Raw genomic sequence first — 13,527 nt, 5'->3', positions numbered from 1 at the left:
TCCCCTGTATCGGCGGCCCGCCCAGGAGCACACTGGATGCATGAGTCCTGCAAAGCACGGTGAGCTGGGTGTGTTCCTGCGATCCCGACGCGAGCGCATCCGCCCCGGAGACGTCGGGCTCGTGTCCGGGCCCCGCCGACGGGTTCCGGGGCTTCGTCGCGACGAGGTGGCGCAGCTGGCCGGCGCGTCCGTCGACTACTACAACGAGCTCGAGCGGGGCGCGGGGTCGCAGCCGTCGGAGCAGATGCTCTCCGCGCTCGCCCGCGCCCTCAGACTGACCCGCGACGAGCGCGACTATCTCTTCCATCTCGCCGACCGTCCCGTGCCCGCCGAGACCGGTCCTGGCGCCCACGTGCATCCCGGCATGCTCGACCTGCTCAGCCGTCTGCCGTCCACACCCGCCCAGGTCATCACCGACCTGCACGTCATCCTCGTCCAGAACCCGCTCGCCGTCGCCCTGCTCGGCGCTCAGCCCGGGTTCCCGGGCAATCGCGCCAGCTTCCTCTACCGCTGGTTCACCGACGACGACGCGCGGCGTCTCTACCCCGAAGAAGACCACGAGACGCAGTCGCGTGCCTTCGTCGCCGATCTGCGTGCCGCGGCCGCGGCACGCGGACCGCGCGACACCGAAGCCGCGGTGATGATCGCGGAGCTGCTCGCGACCTCGGCCGAGTTCTCCGCGCTGTGGGCCGAGCACGACGTCGCCTTCCGCCGCAACGACCGCAAGCGGATCGTCCACCCCGTCCTGGGCCTGCTCGAGGTGAACTGCCTCAACCTCTTCAGCGAGGACGGACGCCAGCGGCTGCTCTGGTTCACCCCCGCCCTCGGCACCGACAGCGCCGACGCCCTCGACATGCTCTCCGTCATCGGCACCCAGAGCCTCACCGCCGATCCGGCCTGACGTCCGGGCCCGGACGCGGAGTCGCCCCTGCCGCCCCGGCGGACATCATGCAGCGCCGGACCGCCCGCTCCTCAGTCGCCGCGCTGCCGTCTCGGAGCGGTGCGCGGGATGCCGCGATCGAGGGCGAGGAGGAACAGCACCACGCCGAGCCCTGCGACCACCCATCCCTGCAGGCGCAGACCGGCGTCGGACGGCTGCGCGCCGAAGGTGACCGAGATGACGCTGGCCGAGAAGATCGCGCCGATGTGACCGAAGCTGCGCAGCAGACCCGCCGCCGTGCCGATCCGATCCGCGGGAGCCTGCAGGTAGAGCGCCGTCTGGGTCGCGACGCTCGTCAGACCGTTGGCGGCGCCGTAGACGATCGCGACCCCGAGGAGCAGGGGCACGAGACCCGGCATCCCCGACCGGAGGAGCGATAGCATCCCTCCGGCCGCGATGACCGCGAGCGCGCCGCCGACGAGGGAGCCGCGCACCCAGCCGCGCACGGAGACGATCCGGGCGAGCAGGATGCTGACCACGGACAGCGGCAGGAGGATGACGCCGATGGCGGCCGCGTCGAGGCCGGCGGCATCCTCCCTCCATTGGCTGAGCCCGTAGAGCGCGGTGGAGACGGCGAGGCCGACCAGGAGCTGACGCAGGTAGGTGCGGGCGAGCGCGGGCTCGGATGCGAGCAGGCGCACGTCGAGGAGCGGATCGGGCGCTCGTCGCTCCCAGGCGATCAAGAGGGTCAGGACCGCGACGATCACCGCGAGCAGCCACCAGCGCGGATGCGTGAGATCGCCCAGGAAGACGAGCAGCCCCGTGGTCGCAGCGGTGAACAGGACGACGCCCGTCGCGTCGAGCGCCGTGAGCATCTCCCGCACGGTGTGCCGCCCGATGGCGGGGTCGCGTTCGACCCCGCGCGCCACCGCGACGAGGGCGATCAGCGCGAGCGGGAGGTTCATGGCGAGGAGCGACCGCCAGCCGAGAGCGCTGGTCAGCAGACCGCCGAGGGGAAGCCCGGCCACGAGCGCGACCTGGGCGGCGATGGACAGGAGTCCGATCACCCGGGTCGGCGCGGCGAGCCCGGCCCGATCGGCACGTGCCCGCACGAGTGCCATGGACGTCGGGAACGCCGCGGACGTGCCGATCCCGATCAGCGCGCGCGAGGCGAGCAGCCATGGGAACGAGCCCGCGAGCGCGCCGACGAGCCCGCCGATCATCACCACCACCAGCCCGCCGAGGAAGACGCGCCGCGGGCCGAGCACCGTGCCCAGTTTGCCGACGGCCGGCTGCGCTGTCGCGCTGCACAGGTACAGCACCGAGACGAGGGTCACCGCCGCGCCGGGGGCGAGGGTGAACTCGCGGGCGATGTCGGTGAGCCCCGTCGCGAGCATCGAGCTGTTGATCGGATTGAGCGCGGAGGCGAGCAGCAGGGGCGCCGTGAAGCGCCATCCGAACAGCCGCCTCTCGTCTCCTGCCGTGGTCATGGGGCGACCGGGAACGGAGACGCGAGTCGCGCGCCCGTCTCAGGGAGCCGCCGCGCCGGGTGGGTCATCGTGCGCTGCGCGGCTCGAGCCGGTGCCGCGTCTCCTCCGCCGGCAGGACGATGGAGATCACTCGCCGCGCTCCGCTTCCACGTACTTCTCCTGCTCGGCGAGCTGCGACGGCGCGTACTCGCGGCGGACGCCGAAGGTGAGCAGGAGGCCTACGAGCGAGAGCCCCGTGAGGAACAGCATGAGGAAGCTCCAGTCGGTGGCGTCGACGAGAGCGCCCAGCGCCGCCGGCGCCACGGACGAGCCGACGGCCTGCGCGACTGCGAAGATGCCGGTGTACACGCCGATGAGCCGCTGCGAGGGAGCGAGGTTCCACAGCATCACCGTCGCGTTGACGGCGAAGCCGGAGAAGCCGGCGGCCGCGATGAGGACGCCGGAGAGCGTCGCGACCGTCGACGTGTTGAAGACGAAGGCGATGAGGGCGCCCACGGCGAACACGACGATCCCGATGCGCATCATGCGACGCCGACCGTACCGGTCGGAGAGGATCGCGACCGGGATGATCACCACGAGGAAGGCCACGCTCGCCGGCAGCGTCAATCCGCCTGCCTCACCGCGCGACAGTCCGAGCTGCTCCACCCCGTAGAGCGTCAGCAGGGCGCGGATGGCCGCCCATGCGCCCCATGTGACGATGACGGCGGCGATCATGAACAGACGGCTGCGGTCGCGATCGGCGAAGATGTCCGTGAACACCGCGAAGAAGCCGGTCCCCTCCCGGCCCAGCTCCCGGTCCTCGTCGACGACCGCGCGATAGGCGGCCGTCCGCGACTCGCGCAGCGAGACCAGCAGGATGGCGAAGCAGGCCACCATCACGACGGCCGAGATCACGTAGGCGAGCTCGACGCTCTCGTCGACGACGAACAGGCTCAGCAGCGCCGACACGATGATCGTCAGACCCGACGCGAACCGGCCGACCGCGTTCGCCTTGCTCCGGTGCTCGGGCAGCTGATTGTCGGCGATGAGCGCCTCGGTGAGCGGCTTGAACGAGTTCGCCGTCAGCGAGAACAGCACGATGATCGCGATGAGGACGGGGAACGTCGGGGCGAGCGGGACGAGCACGAACAGCAGCGCGGCGACCGGCACGCCGATGACGATGAACGGCGTGCGCCGACCCCATCGGCTGCGGGTGCGATCGCTCATGTAGCCCATCAGCGGCTGTACGAAGATGCCGATGATGTTGTCCAGCCCCATGATCAGGCCGATGAGCGCGACGCTCGTCGTGTACTCCGACAGGGTCACCGGCGTCTGCGCGTCGTGGAAGTTCCAGACCGACTCCTGTGCGAAGACCCCCAACGCGACGAGCATGGCGAGGCGGAGCTGGAAGCGCCTGCGAGGGGACCGGTCGGTGCGCGCACTGTTCACGGGTGACTCCATCGTCGGGTAGCGCGGCGTGCGACGGTGCACGCAGCGTGTGCGGAGCACGTTACCATTTGATATTGCAAATAGTAAACCGGGTGAACGCGCCCGCCTCACGGAGAAGTGCAGGGACATGACCTCATCGCCATCGCCGGCCGAGTCCGACCTCCTCTATCTGCGCGGGATCGACAGCCCGACCGTCGCCAACGCGCTCGAACGACTGGAGCTGCGTGATCGCAGCGAGGGATACATCGGAGGTTCCGTCCAGTGCGCGTTCCCCGAACTGGGAACGATGGTCGGGACCGCGCTCACCGCGACCGTCGACAACGCGGTCGGCCGGTCCGTCCGTCAGCACGGCTACTGGGATCTGTGGACGACGCTCGAGCGGATGGAGGGCCCCGTGGTCATCGTCATGAAGGACGCCAGCGGGACCCCCACCCGCGTCGCGTACGCGGGCGAGATCATGGTCGCCCTCGCGAGCCGCCTCGGCGCGGTCGGCATCGTCACCGACGGCGCGCTGCGCGATGTGGCGGAGGTGCGGGCGAAGGGCTTCCACTACTTCATGCGGCAGCCCGTCGTCTCCCACGCGAACTTCGAGCTCTCGAAGATCGGTGACCCGGTCTTCATCGACGGGCAGCTCGTCCGCACCGGCGACATCCTCCACGGCGACGCGAACGGCATCGTCGTCGTCCCGGGGGAGAGCCTCCCGTCTCTCCGCGACGCCGTCGAGGCGATCCGGGCCGCCGAGCGGCGGGACCTCGACTTCATCGACAGCCCGGAGTTCACCCTGGACGGGTACAAGGAGATGCGCGGCTACGGCGCGTAGGGGCGCATCATCCCGCGGGCTGCGCGTGCCGTGCGGCCTAGAGGTTCCTGATCGCCGAACGCGCGTGCCCGCGCATCGTGAGCTCGGCGGCGTCCTCGTCGCCGGCGGCGAGCGCCTCCACGATCGCCCGGTGGTCGGCGATCCTCGTCTCGATCCAGTCGGGATCCTTCGCATCCTCCGCGGCTCGCGTGAGGCGGTGGTCGGCACCGTAGATCGCGTAGCTCTCGATGAGGGTGCGCAGGGCCGGGTTCGCGGCGGCGCGCGCGATCTCCGCGTCGAATCGCTGCGCCATCTCGAACTGCTCCGCCAGTGTGAGCGATTCGCGGGCCTCGACGAGCTCTTCGATGTACCCGCGCATCCGCGAGATCGTCTCGGGGGCGATCTTGCGCGCGGCGAAGCGGGCCTCGGCCCCGCGGAGCATGATCTCCACCTCCATCAGCTCTCGGAGAGTCTCGGCGGGGTGATCCGCCACCTGCAGCCGCCGGGAGCCGACGCGCTCGACGAGGCCCTCGTGCTCGAGCTTGCCGAGCGCCTCGCGCACGGGGGTGGGGCTGACGTCGAGGGCCGTGGCGAGCTGACGTTCGGTGATCCGGCTGCCCGGCGCGAGGCGCCCGTCTGCGATGCTCTCGCGCAGCGAGCGATACACCTGTTCCGACAGGGAGCCGGTACGCGCGACCTGCGGAAGAATCCCGTGCAGGCTCACGTGGTCTCGTTCCCGATCGACATCCCCTCACGCTACCCGGCACCGGCGTCCCCGGCGAGCAGTGACGCGCTTGACACCATTTGCTATAGCAAATAGGTTGCTCGAAAGAAAGGTGAACACCCCCATGACCTCACACGATGACGTGACGAACGATCCGCAGCCGCGGGATGGCGACTCGGTCCGGGTGATCTTCCCCATCGGCATGCTGGGCGGCGGGATCAGCGAGGAGACCGTGGCGCGCGGGATCTCGCTCGGCGCCGACGCGATCGCGGTCGACGGCGGGTCCACCGACTCCGGGCCGCACTATCTGGGCGCGGGCATCGCCAAGACCTCCCGCGGCTCGCTCAAGAGCGATCTGCGGACGATCCTCGTCGCCGGACGGCGTGCGGGCATCCCCGTCGTCGTCACCACCTGCGGCACCTCCGGCACCGACTCCGGGGTCGAATGGGTCGCCGGCATCGCGCAGGAGATCGCCGACGAGGAGGCTCTGACCTTCACGCTGGCGAAGATCTACAGCGAGCTCACCCGCGAGTCGGTCCTCGCGGCGCTCGCGGACGGGCGGATCGCCTCGCTCGAGCCGGCCGGGCCGCTGACGGCCGAGACCGTCGGCCGGTGTGAGCACATCGTCGGCCTCATGGGGCATGTGCCCATCGCCGAGGCCCTCGCCGCCGGGGCGGACCTGGTGCTCACCGGACGCGCCTCCGACACCGCATCCGTGGCGGGCATCGCTCTCGAGCGCGGAATCGCGGCCGGCCCGACCTGGCACGCGGCGAAGACCGTCGAGTGCGGCAGCCAATGCACGACGGACCCGCTCGGCGGCGGCGTCCTCGTGGAGATCGACGACGCCGGCTTCAGCATCCATCCGCTGGACGACACGTCCGCGGCCACCCCGATGACGGTCGCCGCGCACATGCTGTACGAGAACGCCGACCCCTTCCGGCTGCGCGAGCCCAGCGGCACGCTCGACACCAGCGCAGCCGTCTACACCGCCGTGGACGAACGCGTCACCCGTGTCGAGGGCTCGGTCTTCGAGGAGGCGGCGCAGCCGACCATCAAGCTGGAAGGGGCCGCGATCGGCGGGTACGAGACGGTCTCGCTCGTCGGGATCCGCGATCCGCACATCCTCGCCCACATGGATGCCTGGCTGGAGCGTTTCGCCGGAGAGCTCGCGCGCCGCGTCCGGACGCATCTCGGCCTCGAGGAGGGCCAGTACGACGCCGAGCTCCGTGCCTACGGCCACAACGCCGTGCTCGGCGCCCTCGAACCGGACGGCGAGCCGCCGCGCGAAGCGGGCGTGCTGTTCCGGTCGCGCGCGGCGGACCAGGCGACGGCGACCGCGATCGCGAAGATCGCCAACCCGCTCATGCTCCATCTGCCGCTGGAGGGCATGACCCATCTGCCGAGCTTCGCGTTCGCGACCTCGCCCGCCGAGATCGATCGCGGCGCGAGCTACGAGTTCGTCCTGCAGCACACGATCGACGTCGACGACGAGGGCGAGCTGTTCCGTGCCGAGTACCAGGAGGTGGCACCCCGTGCCTAGTCAGACCCTCGACGAGATCGCCGACCTCGTCCGCGCCAAGAACGCCGGTCCCTTCTGGCTCACCCTCGACGTCTTCCTCCCGACCGACGAGGCGTACGAGCGAGTGTGCGCATCCGACGTCGTCGACCCCGACGCGATCGCCGCCCTGTATCGCACGAGCGCCGAGGGGGTGCGGATCTTCCCGATGGCGGCGCTGCGGGCGATCAAGATCTCGTTCCCCCGGCCGGTCACCCAGGGCAGCTTCCCCGACCGCGACATGCACTCCGGTCAGCAGCACGTGCCGCTCGCCGCGATCGAGGTCCCCGAGCTGGTCGGCGCCGGGCCGGAACGATGAGCGCGGCGGCACCGGGCGCCGGAGAGGCGGACGCGATCGTCGTGGGCGCGGGCCTGGCCGGCCTGGTCGCCGCCTCCGAGCTGGTGGACGCCGGCAAGAGGGTGCTGATCGTCGAGCAGGAGCCGGAGACGGGCTTCGGCGGCCAGGCATGGTGGTCGTTCGGGGGGATCTTCCTCGTCGATTCGCCCGAGCAGCGCCGCATGGGCGTGCGCGACTCGCTGGAACTGGCCCGCCAGGACTGGCTCGGCTCGGCCGGGTTCGACCGCGACGAGGACCGCTGGCCGCGGCAGTGGGCGCAGGCCTATCTGGAGTTCGCCGCCGGCGAGAAGCGCGCCTGGCTGCGCGAACGCGGCATCGGCTTCTTCCCGATCGTCGGCTGGGCCGAGCGCGGCGGCGACCGCGCCTCGAGCCACGGCAACTCCGTGCCGCGCTTCCACGTGACCTGGGGCACGGGACCGGGCGTTCTCGAGCCGTTCGTGCGACGCGTGCGCGAGGGCGTCGAGCGGGGCCTCGTCCGCGTCCTGTTCCGTCACCGCGTCGACCGCATCGACGTCGAAGCCGGCACTGTCGTGGGCGTGAGCGGAGCCGTGCTCGCCGCCGACCCGGCCGAGCGCGGCGCGCCGAGCAACCGCGACGTCGTCGGCGACTTCTCCCTCCGCGCGAGCGCCGTGCTCGTCGCCAGCGGCGGCATCGGCGGCAACCACGACCTCGTCCGCGAGCAATGGCCGACGCGGATGGGGGAGCCTCCCGCGTCGATGCTGTCCGGCGTGCCGGCGCACGTCGACGGGCGGATGCTGGGCATCGCGCGCGGAGCCGGCGCGCACCTCATCAACGGGGACCGCATGTGGCACTACGTCGAAGGGATCCGGAACCACAGCCCTGTCTGGCCGATGCACGGGATCCGGATCCTCCCTGGGCCTTCGTCGCTGTGGTTGGACGCGCAAGGGAACCGGCTGCCGACGCCGCTGTTCCCGGGATTCGACACGCTCGCCACGCTCGAGCACATCGTCGCGACCGGGCATGACCACAGCTGGTTCGTCACGAACCAGAAGATCCTCGAGAAGGAGGTCGCGCTCTCCGGCAGCGAGCAGAACCCCGACTTCACCGACAAGGACCTCACGCTGCTCGCCCGGCGGCTCGGCCCGGGAGCACCCGGCCCGGTGGAGACGTTCAAGGAGCGCGGCGCCGATTTCCTCGTCGCCGACACCGTCGACGAGCTTCTCTCGAAGATGGGGCAGGCGTCGCCGGACCTGCTGGACCTCGACCGCGTCCGCGTGGAGATCGCCGCCCGCGACCTGGAGATGACGAACGACTTCGGCAAGGACGCTCAGCTCAACGCCATCCACCAGGCGCGGAGGCACCGCGGCGACAGGCTGCTGCGCGTGGCCGCCCCGCGCCCGCTCACCCACGCCAGGTCGGGTCCGCTGATCGCGGTGAAGCTCCACATCATCACCCGCAAGAGCCTCGGCGGCATCGAGACCGACCTGTCGGCCCGGGCGCTGCGGCGATCGGGCGAACCGCTGCCCGGCCTCTACGCGGCCGGCGAGGCGAGCGGCTTCGGCGGCGGCGGCCTCCACGGATACCGAGCGCTCGAGGGCACGTTCCTCGGAGGATGCATCTTCTCCGGACGCGTGGCCGGACGCGCGATGGCAGCGGCCGTCTGATGAGGCTCACGAGCCCTGACAGCAGGAAGGGCGCCGCCTCCGGACCGTCCCGACGCCGACTATCGGGCGAGACGGCCGTTCACATCGGAGGAGCGATGCCTCAGGAGTCGATCGCGGCGCGAATCGCGCGGTACGCCATCGACCTGCCGGCGGAGGACCTGCCTGCGGACGTGGTCGCATGCGTCAGACGGAGGGTCGTCGACAGCCTGGCGTGCGTCCTGGGCGCGTACGACGCGCCGCCCGTGGAGGCCGCCGTCGCCGTGTGCCGCACCGTCCCCGTGCCCGCGTCCACGGTCCTCGGCACCCGGCTGCAGACCACCCCCGATCTCGCGGCGTTCGCGAACGGGGTGATGGTCCGCTTCCTCGACTACAACGACGGCTACATGGCCAGGGAGCCAGGGCATCCGAGCGACAGCATCCCGGCCTGCCTGGCGTTGGCAGAGGCGCGCTCCCTGCCGGGATCGGAGCTCATCGCCGCCGTCGTCGTCGCCTACGAGGTGCAGATGCGCCTCCAGGACGCCGCCAATCTGAACAGGCGCGGCTGGGACCACGTCAACTACGTCAACGTCGCCGTGGCCGCCGCCGCCGCGCGTCTGCTCGGACTCGACCGGACGCAGGCGGAGCATGCCATCAACCTCGCCCTCAGCGGGCACGTGTCGATGCGCCAGGTGCGCTCCGGGACGCTCTCGGACTGGAAGGGCTGCTCGGCCGCGAACGCGGCGCGCAACGCCGTCTTCGCCGCCCAGCTCGCGTCCCACGGCATGACCGGCCCGTCTCCCGTCTTCGAGGGCGACGCAGGATTCTTCGCGCAGATCTCCGGGCCGTTCGAGCTCGACGTCGACTCCTTCGGCAAGAGCGGCGAACGCGACTTCGCGATCACGAGGTCGCTGACCAAGACCTTCCCCACGAACGGCGAGCTGCACACCGCCGTCTGGGCCTCGATCCGCCTGAAGCCCAGGATCCCGAGCCCCGAGAGCATCGAGAGCATCCTGATCGAGACGTCGGAGTTCAACCGCCGCGTTCTCGCGGATCCGCGGAAATGGCGTCCGACCACGCGCGAGACGGCCGACCACAGCCTGCCGTACAACGTCGTGCGCGCATTGATCGACGGCGACATCGACCTCGACACGTACTCGGCCGAGAAGATCGGCGACACGCGGGCGCTGGCGCTGATGGACAGGACGACGGTCGAAGAGGACCCGGACCTGACGGCCCTCTTCCCCCGGCATCTCGCCAATCGCGTCACGGTGACACTCGCATCCGGCGACCGCATCGCGGAGCAGGTCATCAGCGGTCCCGGCTCGGTGGAGACGCCCATGTCGGACTCCGACTTCGAGCGGAAGTTCCGCCGTATGGCGGCACCGCACATCTCCGCCGGGGCTCAGGACACGGTCTTGGAGTTCGTCGAGAACCTCGACGAGCAGTCGCGCTACGACGATCTCTTCCGAGCGATGGAACGCCCCGCCCGCTGACGAGCCGAGTCGGCCGCCGACATGCGCCGCGCGGTCCGCTCGGCGTCCTCGAACACGTTCTCGCCTCGGGCTCAGTCGAGCACGGCCGTCGCCTCGACCTCGATGAGGACGTCGGGCTCGAAGAGGTAGTCCACGCCGATGAGCGATGCCGGGGGCAGGGGAGCGGGCAGGCCGATCTCGTCGGCGACCTCGTCGACACCCGCCATGAACGCATCGATCAGGTCGGGGTGCCAGGCGGTGACGTAGAAGGTGAGTCGAACGACGTCCGCGAAGCCGGCGCCGGCGCTCGCGAGGCCTGTGGCGGTGTTGCGGAGCGCCTGGGCGACCTGGCCGGCGAGATCCCCGGCCGACACGGCGGCGCCGGCGGCATCTCGCGAGATCTGTCCCGCGACGTGCACGTGGCGGGCACCCGTGGCGACGGCGACATGATGGTAGGGCACGGATGGCATCATGCCCTCGGGGGACGACAGGCGAACGGGCATCGGACACTCCATATCTCTGTGAGGAAGGTTGTGTCTCATTGATACGTGGTACCCGGTGGAAACTTCAACGAGACTAGGTCTCATGCCGGATACCATCGCCGCCTCCCACCGCCTCGACATCAGCGCCCCTCACCGTGAGCTGCTCGATCAGGTTCTCGACAAATGGTCGCTGCAGGTGTTGAACGAGCTGTGCGAGGCGCCCGCGCGCTTCAGCGAGCTGCGCCGCGCGATCCCCGCGGTGACGCAGAAGTCGCTCACCGCGACCCTGCGGCGGCTCGAACGGAACGGCATCGTCGACCGCATCGTGCTCCGCACGAGGCCGCTCGCGATCGAGTACCGCATCACACCGCTCGGCAAGACGCTACGGCCGCCGATCGATGAGCTCCTCGCGTGGGCGGACACGCACATGCCCGCCATCGAACGGGCACGCGTCCGATTCGACGAAGAGGCCGAGGGCGAGGACGTCACCTGACGCGGGCGTGGCGCGCTCCGGTCACCGCTGCCCGGCGGGTCGGGCGCCGACCGCCGTCATGAGCCCGGGAGAGCTGCACCCTGCCTGCCCGCCGAAACGGTCCATAGAATCAGGGCATGTCCGACAACCGGCCTGGCGAGCACCTGCGCGCTCGCCGAGGGCAGCTCCACCCGGAGGCGATCGGCTTCTCCGCGCACGGCCGACGGCGCGTGCCCGGGCTGCGCCGCGACGAGATCGCCACGATGGCCGGCCTCAGCGTCGACGACCACACCCGCTTGGAGCAGGGTCGCGAGCGTCACCCCTCCGTGCAGGTCGTCAAGACGCTCCGCAGGGCTCCGCGTCTCGACCACGAGGCGCGGCTGCATCTGTTCCACGTCGCCCGGATGATCCCCGGCCCCGATCGCGGCGCCGCGCCGGATCATCGGCGCGTCAACGAGGTGCTGCGGACGCTGCTGGCACGCAGCCCCGAGTCCGCGAGGCTGTGGGAGCGCCACGATGCGCGTGGCAAGCGGCTCGAGAGCGCGGGGTTCCATCTCACCCTGCTCGGCACGCTCGCCGCCACCCCGGCGGGCCGATACGCGAAAGGCGCGCGCGATGAGCCCTGACGACCCCGCTGACGTCACCGAAACGGCCCGGCAGGCGTCTGCGCGCGGAGGACCCGTCACCGTCTCCGTCGATGCCGGCGTCCTCAGGGGCCGGACCGTCGAGGGCGGCGTGCGCCGGTTCCTGGGCGTGCCCTATGCGGAGCCCCCGGTCGGTGAGCGGCGGTTCCGCCTGCCGGTTCGTCGGCGGCGCTTCGAGGGCACGTTCGACGCGGGCGAGTACGGCCCCACGGCACCGCATCTCGTCGGACAGGGCCCGACGCTGCTCCCGGATCGCACCGCGCCGGGAGACGACTACCTCAATCTGAACGTCTGGGCGCCGCCCGGCGGAGGGGACCACCCGGTCATCGTCTTCATCCACGGGGGAGGATGGTGGAGCGGATCAGGATCCGTCGGTGGCTATGACGGCTCGCGCTTCGCGCGGGACGGCGTCGTGCTCGTCACGATCAACTACCGTCTCGGGGCCGAGGGCCTGATCTGGTTCGGCTCGGGTCCGGCGAATCTGTCGCTGCGTGATCAGATCTGCGCCCTCGAGTGGGTCCAAGACAACATCGCCGCCTTCGGCGGGGACCCCGGCAACGTGACGGTGTGCGGCGAGTCCTCGGGCGCGATGAGCATCGGCGCGCTCATCACCATGCCCGCTTCGCAGGGGCTGATCCGCCGGGCGATCATGGAGTCCGGGAGCACGTTCCACTCGATCAGCGCGGACTCCGCGCGCAAGACCGCCGTCCAGCTCGCCCGCCTCCTGCACGTCGAACCGACGCTCGAGGCGTTGTCGGCCGTCCCCCAGGACGAGCTCGTCGCCGCCCAGGACCGGCTCCGAGAAGTGGTGCAGAAGTCGCCGCGGCGCTCCACATGGGGTGACGTCGCCGTGAACGGCCTGCCGTTCGAGCCCGTCGTCGACGGCGAGTCGTTGCCGGCACCGCCGATCGAGAGCCTGCGCGCCGGCGTCGCCGCCGACATCGACCTGCTCGTCGGCTGGAACGCCGAGGAGGCCCAGATCGTCCTCGCGCCGATGGGCGCGGACAGGGTGCGGTCGTGGATGCTCCCCCTGTACGCGCTCCAGAAGGGGCTGCCTCCCCTCCGGGCCGTGCGCACCTACCGGCGGGCGTTCCCCGGGGCGTCCGCCGCGCCGGCGCTCGGGGCCCTCCTGACCGACTGGATCTACCGCGTGCCCGCGATCCGCACCGCCGAGGCGCACGAGAACACCCGCGTCTACGAGTTCGCCTGGCGCTCACCCGCACTCGACGGGACCCTCGGGGCAGCCCACGCCGCGGAGCTCCCCTTCGTGTTCGACAACCTCGACCACCCCGACTGGCAGCCGCTCCTCGCCGGCGGCGGCGACCAGCGCATCGCCGACGAGGTGCACCGCGCCTGGGCGGATTTCGCCCGGACGGGCGATCCCGGATGGCCGCGCTACAGCGTCCACGACCGGCAGGTCCACCGGTTCGACGCCCCGAGCGCGACACTGCTCGACCCGGACCCCGCACGTCGCGTCATCTGGGACGGGCGCAGATGAGTCCGCGCGCGTTCCGCGACGGCCTCGTCGCCGTGCCGCGGGGCTCGACGCATTCGGCGGCGCCCGGCGCGTTTTCATCGCGCTCCGGAGCGCGATCGGCGTCCGGAGCCGATCATGACTC

The 13,527-nt window shown here is 71.0% G+C and carries 13 protein-coding genes; 9 read left to right on the top strand and 4 right to left on the bottom strand.

The annotated features are described in order from the left end of the window. The first annotated feature begins 40 nt into the window (after positions 1 to 40). On the top strand, positions 41 to 901 hold the full coding sequence (locus N8K70_RS09655; protein ID WP_317138136.1) for a helix-turn-helix transcriptional regulator: 861 nt from the start codon (positions 41 to 43) through the stop codon (positions 899 to 901). A gap of 71 nt (positions 902 to 972) precedes the next feature. Here the strand turns inward: N8K70_RS09655 and N8K70_RS09650 are convergent, their stop codons facing one another. Further along, entirely contained in the window at positions 973 to 2,370 is a 1,398-nt protein-coding gene (locus tag N8K70_RS09650) for an MFS transporter (protein ID WP_317138135.1), read from the bottom strand. Between the two features lie 126 nt (positions 2,371 to 2,496). Then, complete coding sequence (locus N8K70_RS09645; RefSeq protein ID WP_317138134.1) at positions 2,497 to 3,798, bottom strand: MFS transporter; 1,302 nt, start codon at positions 3,796 to 3,798, stop codon at positions 2,497 to 2,499. A 127-nt stretch (positions 3,799 to 3,925) separates the two neighbouring features. On the opposite strand from N8K70_RS09645, the gene N8K70_RS09640 reads away from it, so the two are divergent. Beyond that, positions 3,926 to 4,618, top strand: a complete 693-nt coding sequence (locus tag N8K70_RS09640) for an RraA family protein (RefSeq protein ID WP_317138133.1) — start codon at positions 3,926 to 3,928, stop codon at positions 4,616 to 4,618. A 37-nt stretch (positions 4,619 to 4,655) separates the two neighbouring features. On the opposite strand, the gene N8K70_RS09635 is transcribed toward N8K70_RS09640, so the two are convergent. After that, positions 4,656 to 5,321 carry a GntR family transcriptional regulator gene (locus tag N8K70_RS09635; RefSeq protein ID WP_317138132.1) on the bottom strand — a complete coding sequence of 222 codons (666 nt, stop codon included), beginning with the start codon at positions 5,319 to 5,321 and terminating at the stop codon, positions 4,656 to 4,658. Positions 5,322 to 5,445: 124 nt separating this feature from the next. On the opposite strand from N8K70_RS09635, the gene N8K70_RS09630 reads away from it, so the two are divergent. From N8K70_RS09630 to N8K70_RS09615, 4 genes are all read left to right on the top strand, one after another. After that, positions 5,446 to 6,861 carry an acyclic terpene utilization AtuA family protein gene (locus N8K70_RS09630; protein WP_317138131.1) on the top strand — a complete coding sequence of 472 codons (1,416 nt, stop codon included), beginning with the start codon at positions 5,446 to 5,448 and terminating at the stop codon, positions 6,859 to 6,861. Next, entirely contained in the window at positions 6,854 to 7,195 is a 342-nt protein-coding gene (locus N8K70_RS09625) for a DUF4387 domain-containing protein (protein ID WP_317138130.1), read from the top strand. The genes N8K70_RS09630 and N8K70_RS09625 overlap by 8 nt, the downstream gene beginning before the upstream one ends. Beyond that, positions 7,192 to 8,859 carry an FAD-binding dehydrogenase gene (locus N8K70_RS09620; RefSeq protein WP_317138129.1) on the top strand — a complete coding sequence of 556 codons (1,668 nt, stop codon included), beginning with the start codon at positions 7,192 to 7,194 and terminating at the stop codon, positions 8,857 to 8,859. Before N8K70_RS09625 ends, N8K70_RS09620 begins: the two co-directional genes overlap by 4 nt. Before the next feature lie 95 nt (positions 8,860 to 8,954). Further along, positions 8,955 to 10,331, top strand: a complete 1,377-nt coding sequence (locus N8K70_RS09615) for an MmgE/PrpD family protein (protein ID WP_317138128.1) — start codon at positions 8,955 to 8,957, stop codon at positions 10,329 to 10,331. A 71-nt stretch (positions 10,332 to 10,402) separates the two neighbouring features. Here N8K70_RS09615 and N8K70_RS09610 read toward each other — a convergent pair whose 3' ends face one another. Continuing rightward, positions 10,403 to 10,813: a RidA family protein gene (locus N8K70_RS09610; RefSeq protein WP_317138127.1), complete on the bottom strand. Its 411-nt coding sequence runs from the start codon at positions 10,811 to 10,813 to the stop codon at positions 10,403 to 10,405. Between the two features lie 82 nt (positions 10,814 to 10,895). Between N8K70_RS09610 and N8K70_RS09605 the strand changes: the two genes are divergently transcribed. From N8K70_RS09605 to N8K70_RS09595, 3 genes are all read left to right on the top strand, one after another. Then, positions 10,896 to 11,285, top strand: coding sequence for a winged helix-turn-helix transcriptional regulator (locus tag N8K70_RS09605; protein ID WP_317138126.1), 390 nt, complete (start codon positions 10,896 to 10,898; stop codon positions 11,283 to 11,285). A 116-nt stretch (positions 11,286 to 11,401) separates the two neighbouring features. After that, positions 11,402 to 11,890 carry an MmyB family transcriptional regulator gene (locus tag N8K70_RS09600; protein ID WP_317138125.1) on the top strand — a complete coding sequence of 163 codons (489 nt, stop codon included), beginning with the start codon at positions 11,402 to 11,404 and terminating at the stop codon, positions 11,888 to 11,890. Continuing rightward, positions 11,880 to 13,406, top strand: coding sequence for a carboxylesterase/lipase family protein (locus tag N8K70_RS09595; protein ID WP_317138124.1), 1,527 nt, complete (start codon positions 11,880 to 11,882; stop codon positions 13,404 to 13,406). The genes N8K70_RS09600 and N8K70_RS09595 overlap by 11 nt, the downstream gene beginning before the upstream one ends. Positions 13,407 to 13,527 lie beyond the last annotated feature (121 nt).

This window comes from Microbacterium sp. AB (genome assembly GCF_032878875.1).
Lineage (GTDB): Bacteria > Actinomycetota > Actinomycetes > Actinomycetales > Microbacteriaceae > Microbacterium > Microbacterium betulae.
The sequence above is the reverse complement of the archived record's forward strand: the minus strand, read 5'-3'. Positions and strand labels throughout refer to the sequence as shown.

Excerpts from the sequence above, each read along its gene's own strand:
- N8K70_RS09640 (WP_317138133.1), top strand. The coding sequence starts at position 3,926 with ATGACCTCATCGCCATCGCCGGCCGAGTCCGACCTCCTCTATCTGCGC.
- N8K70_RS09600 (WP_317138125.1), top strand. The coding sequence starts at position 11,402 with ATGTCCGACAACCGGCCTGGCGAGCACCTGCGCGCTCGCCGAGGGCAG.
- N8K70_RS09650 (WP_317138135.1), bottom strand. The coding sequence starts at position 2,370 with ATGACCACGGCAGGAGACGAGAGGCGGCTGTTCGGATGGCGCTTCACG.
- N8K70_RS09630 (WP_317138131.1), top strand. The coding sequence starts at position 5,446 with ATGACCTCACACGATGACGTGACGAACGATCCGCAGCCGCGGGATGGC.
- N8K70_RS09610 (WP_317138127.1), bottom strand. The coding sequence starts at position 10,813 with ATGCCCGTTCGCCTGTCGTCCCCCGAGGGCATGATGCCATCCGTGCCC.
- N8K70_RS09605 (WP_317138126.1), top strand. The coding sequence starts at position 10,896 with ATGCCGGATACCATCGCCGCCTCCCACCGCCTCGACATCAGCGCCCCT.
- N8K70_RS09615 (WP_317138128.1), top strand. The coding sequence starts at position 8,955 with ATGCCTCAGGAGTCGATCGCGGCGCGAATCGCGCGGTACGCCATCGAC.
- N8K70_RS09620 (WP_317138129.1), top strand. The coding sequence starts at position 7,192 with ATGAGCGCGGCGGCACCGGGCGCCGGAGAGGCGGACGCGATCGTCGTG.
- N8K70_RS09655 (WP_317138136.1), top strand. The coding sequence starts at position 41 with ATGAGTCCTGCAAAGCACGGTGAGCTGGGTGTGTTCCTGCGATCCCGA.
- N8K70_RS09595 (WP_317138124.1), top strand. The coding sequence starts at position 11,880 with ATGAGCCCTGACGACCCCGCTGACGTCACCGAAACGGCCCGGCAGGCG.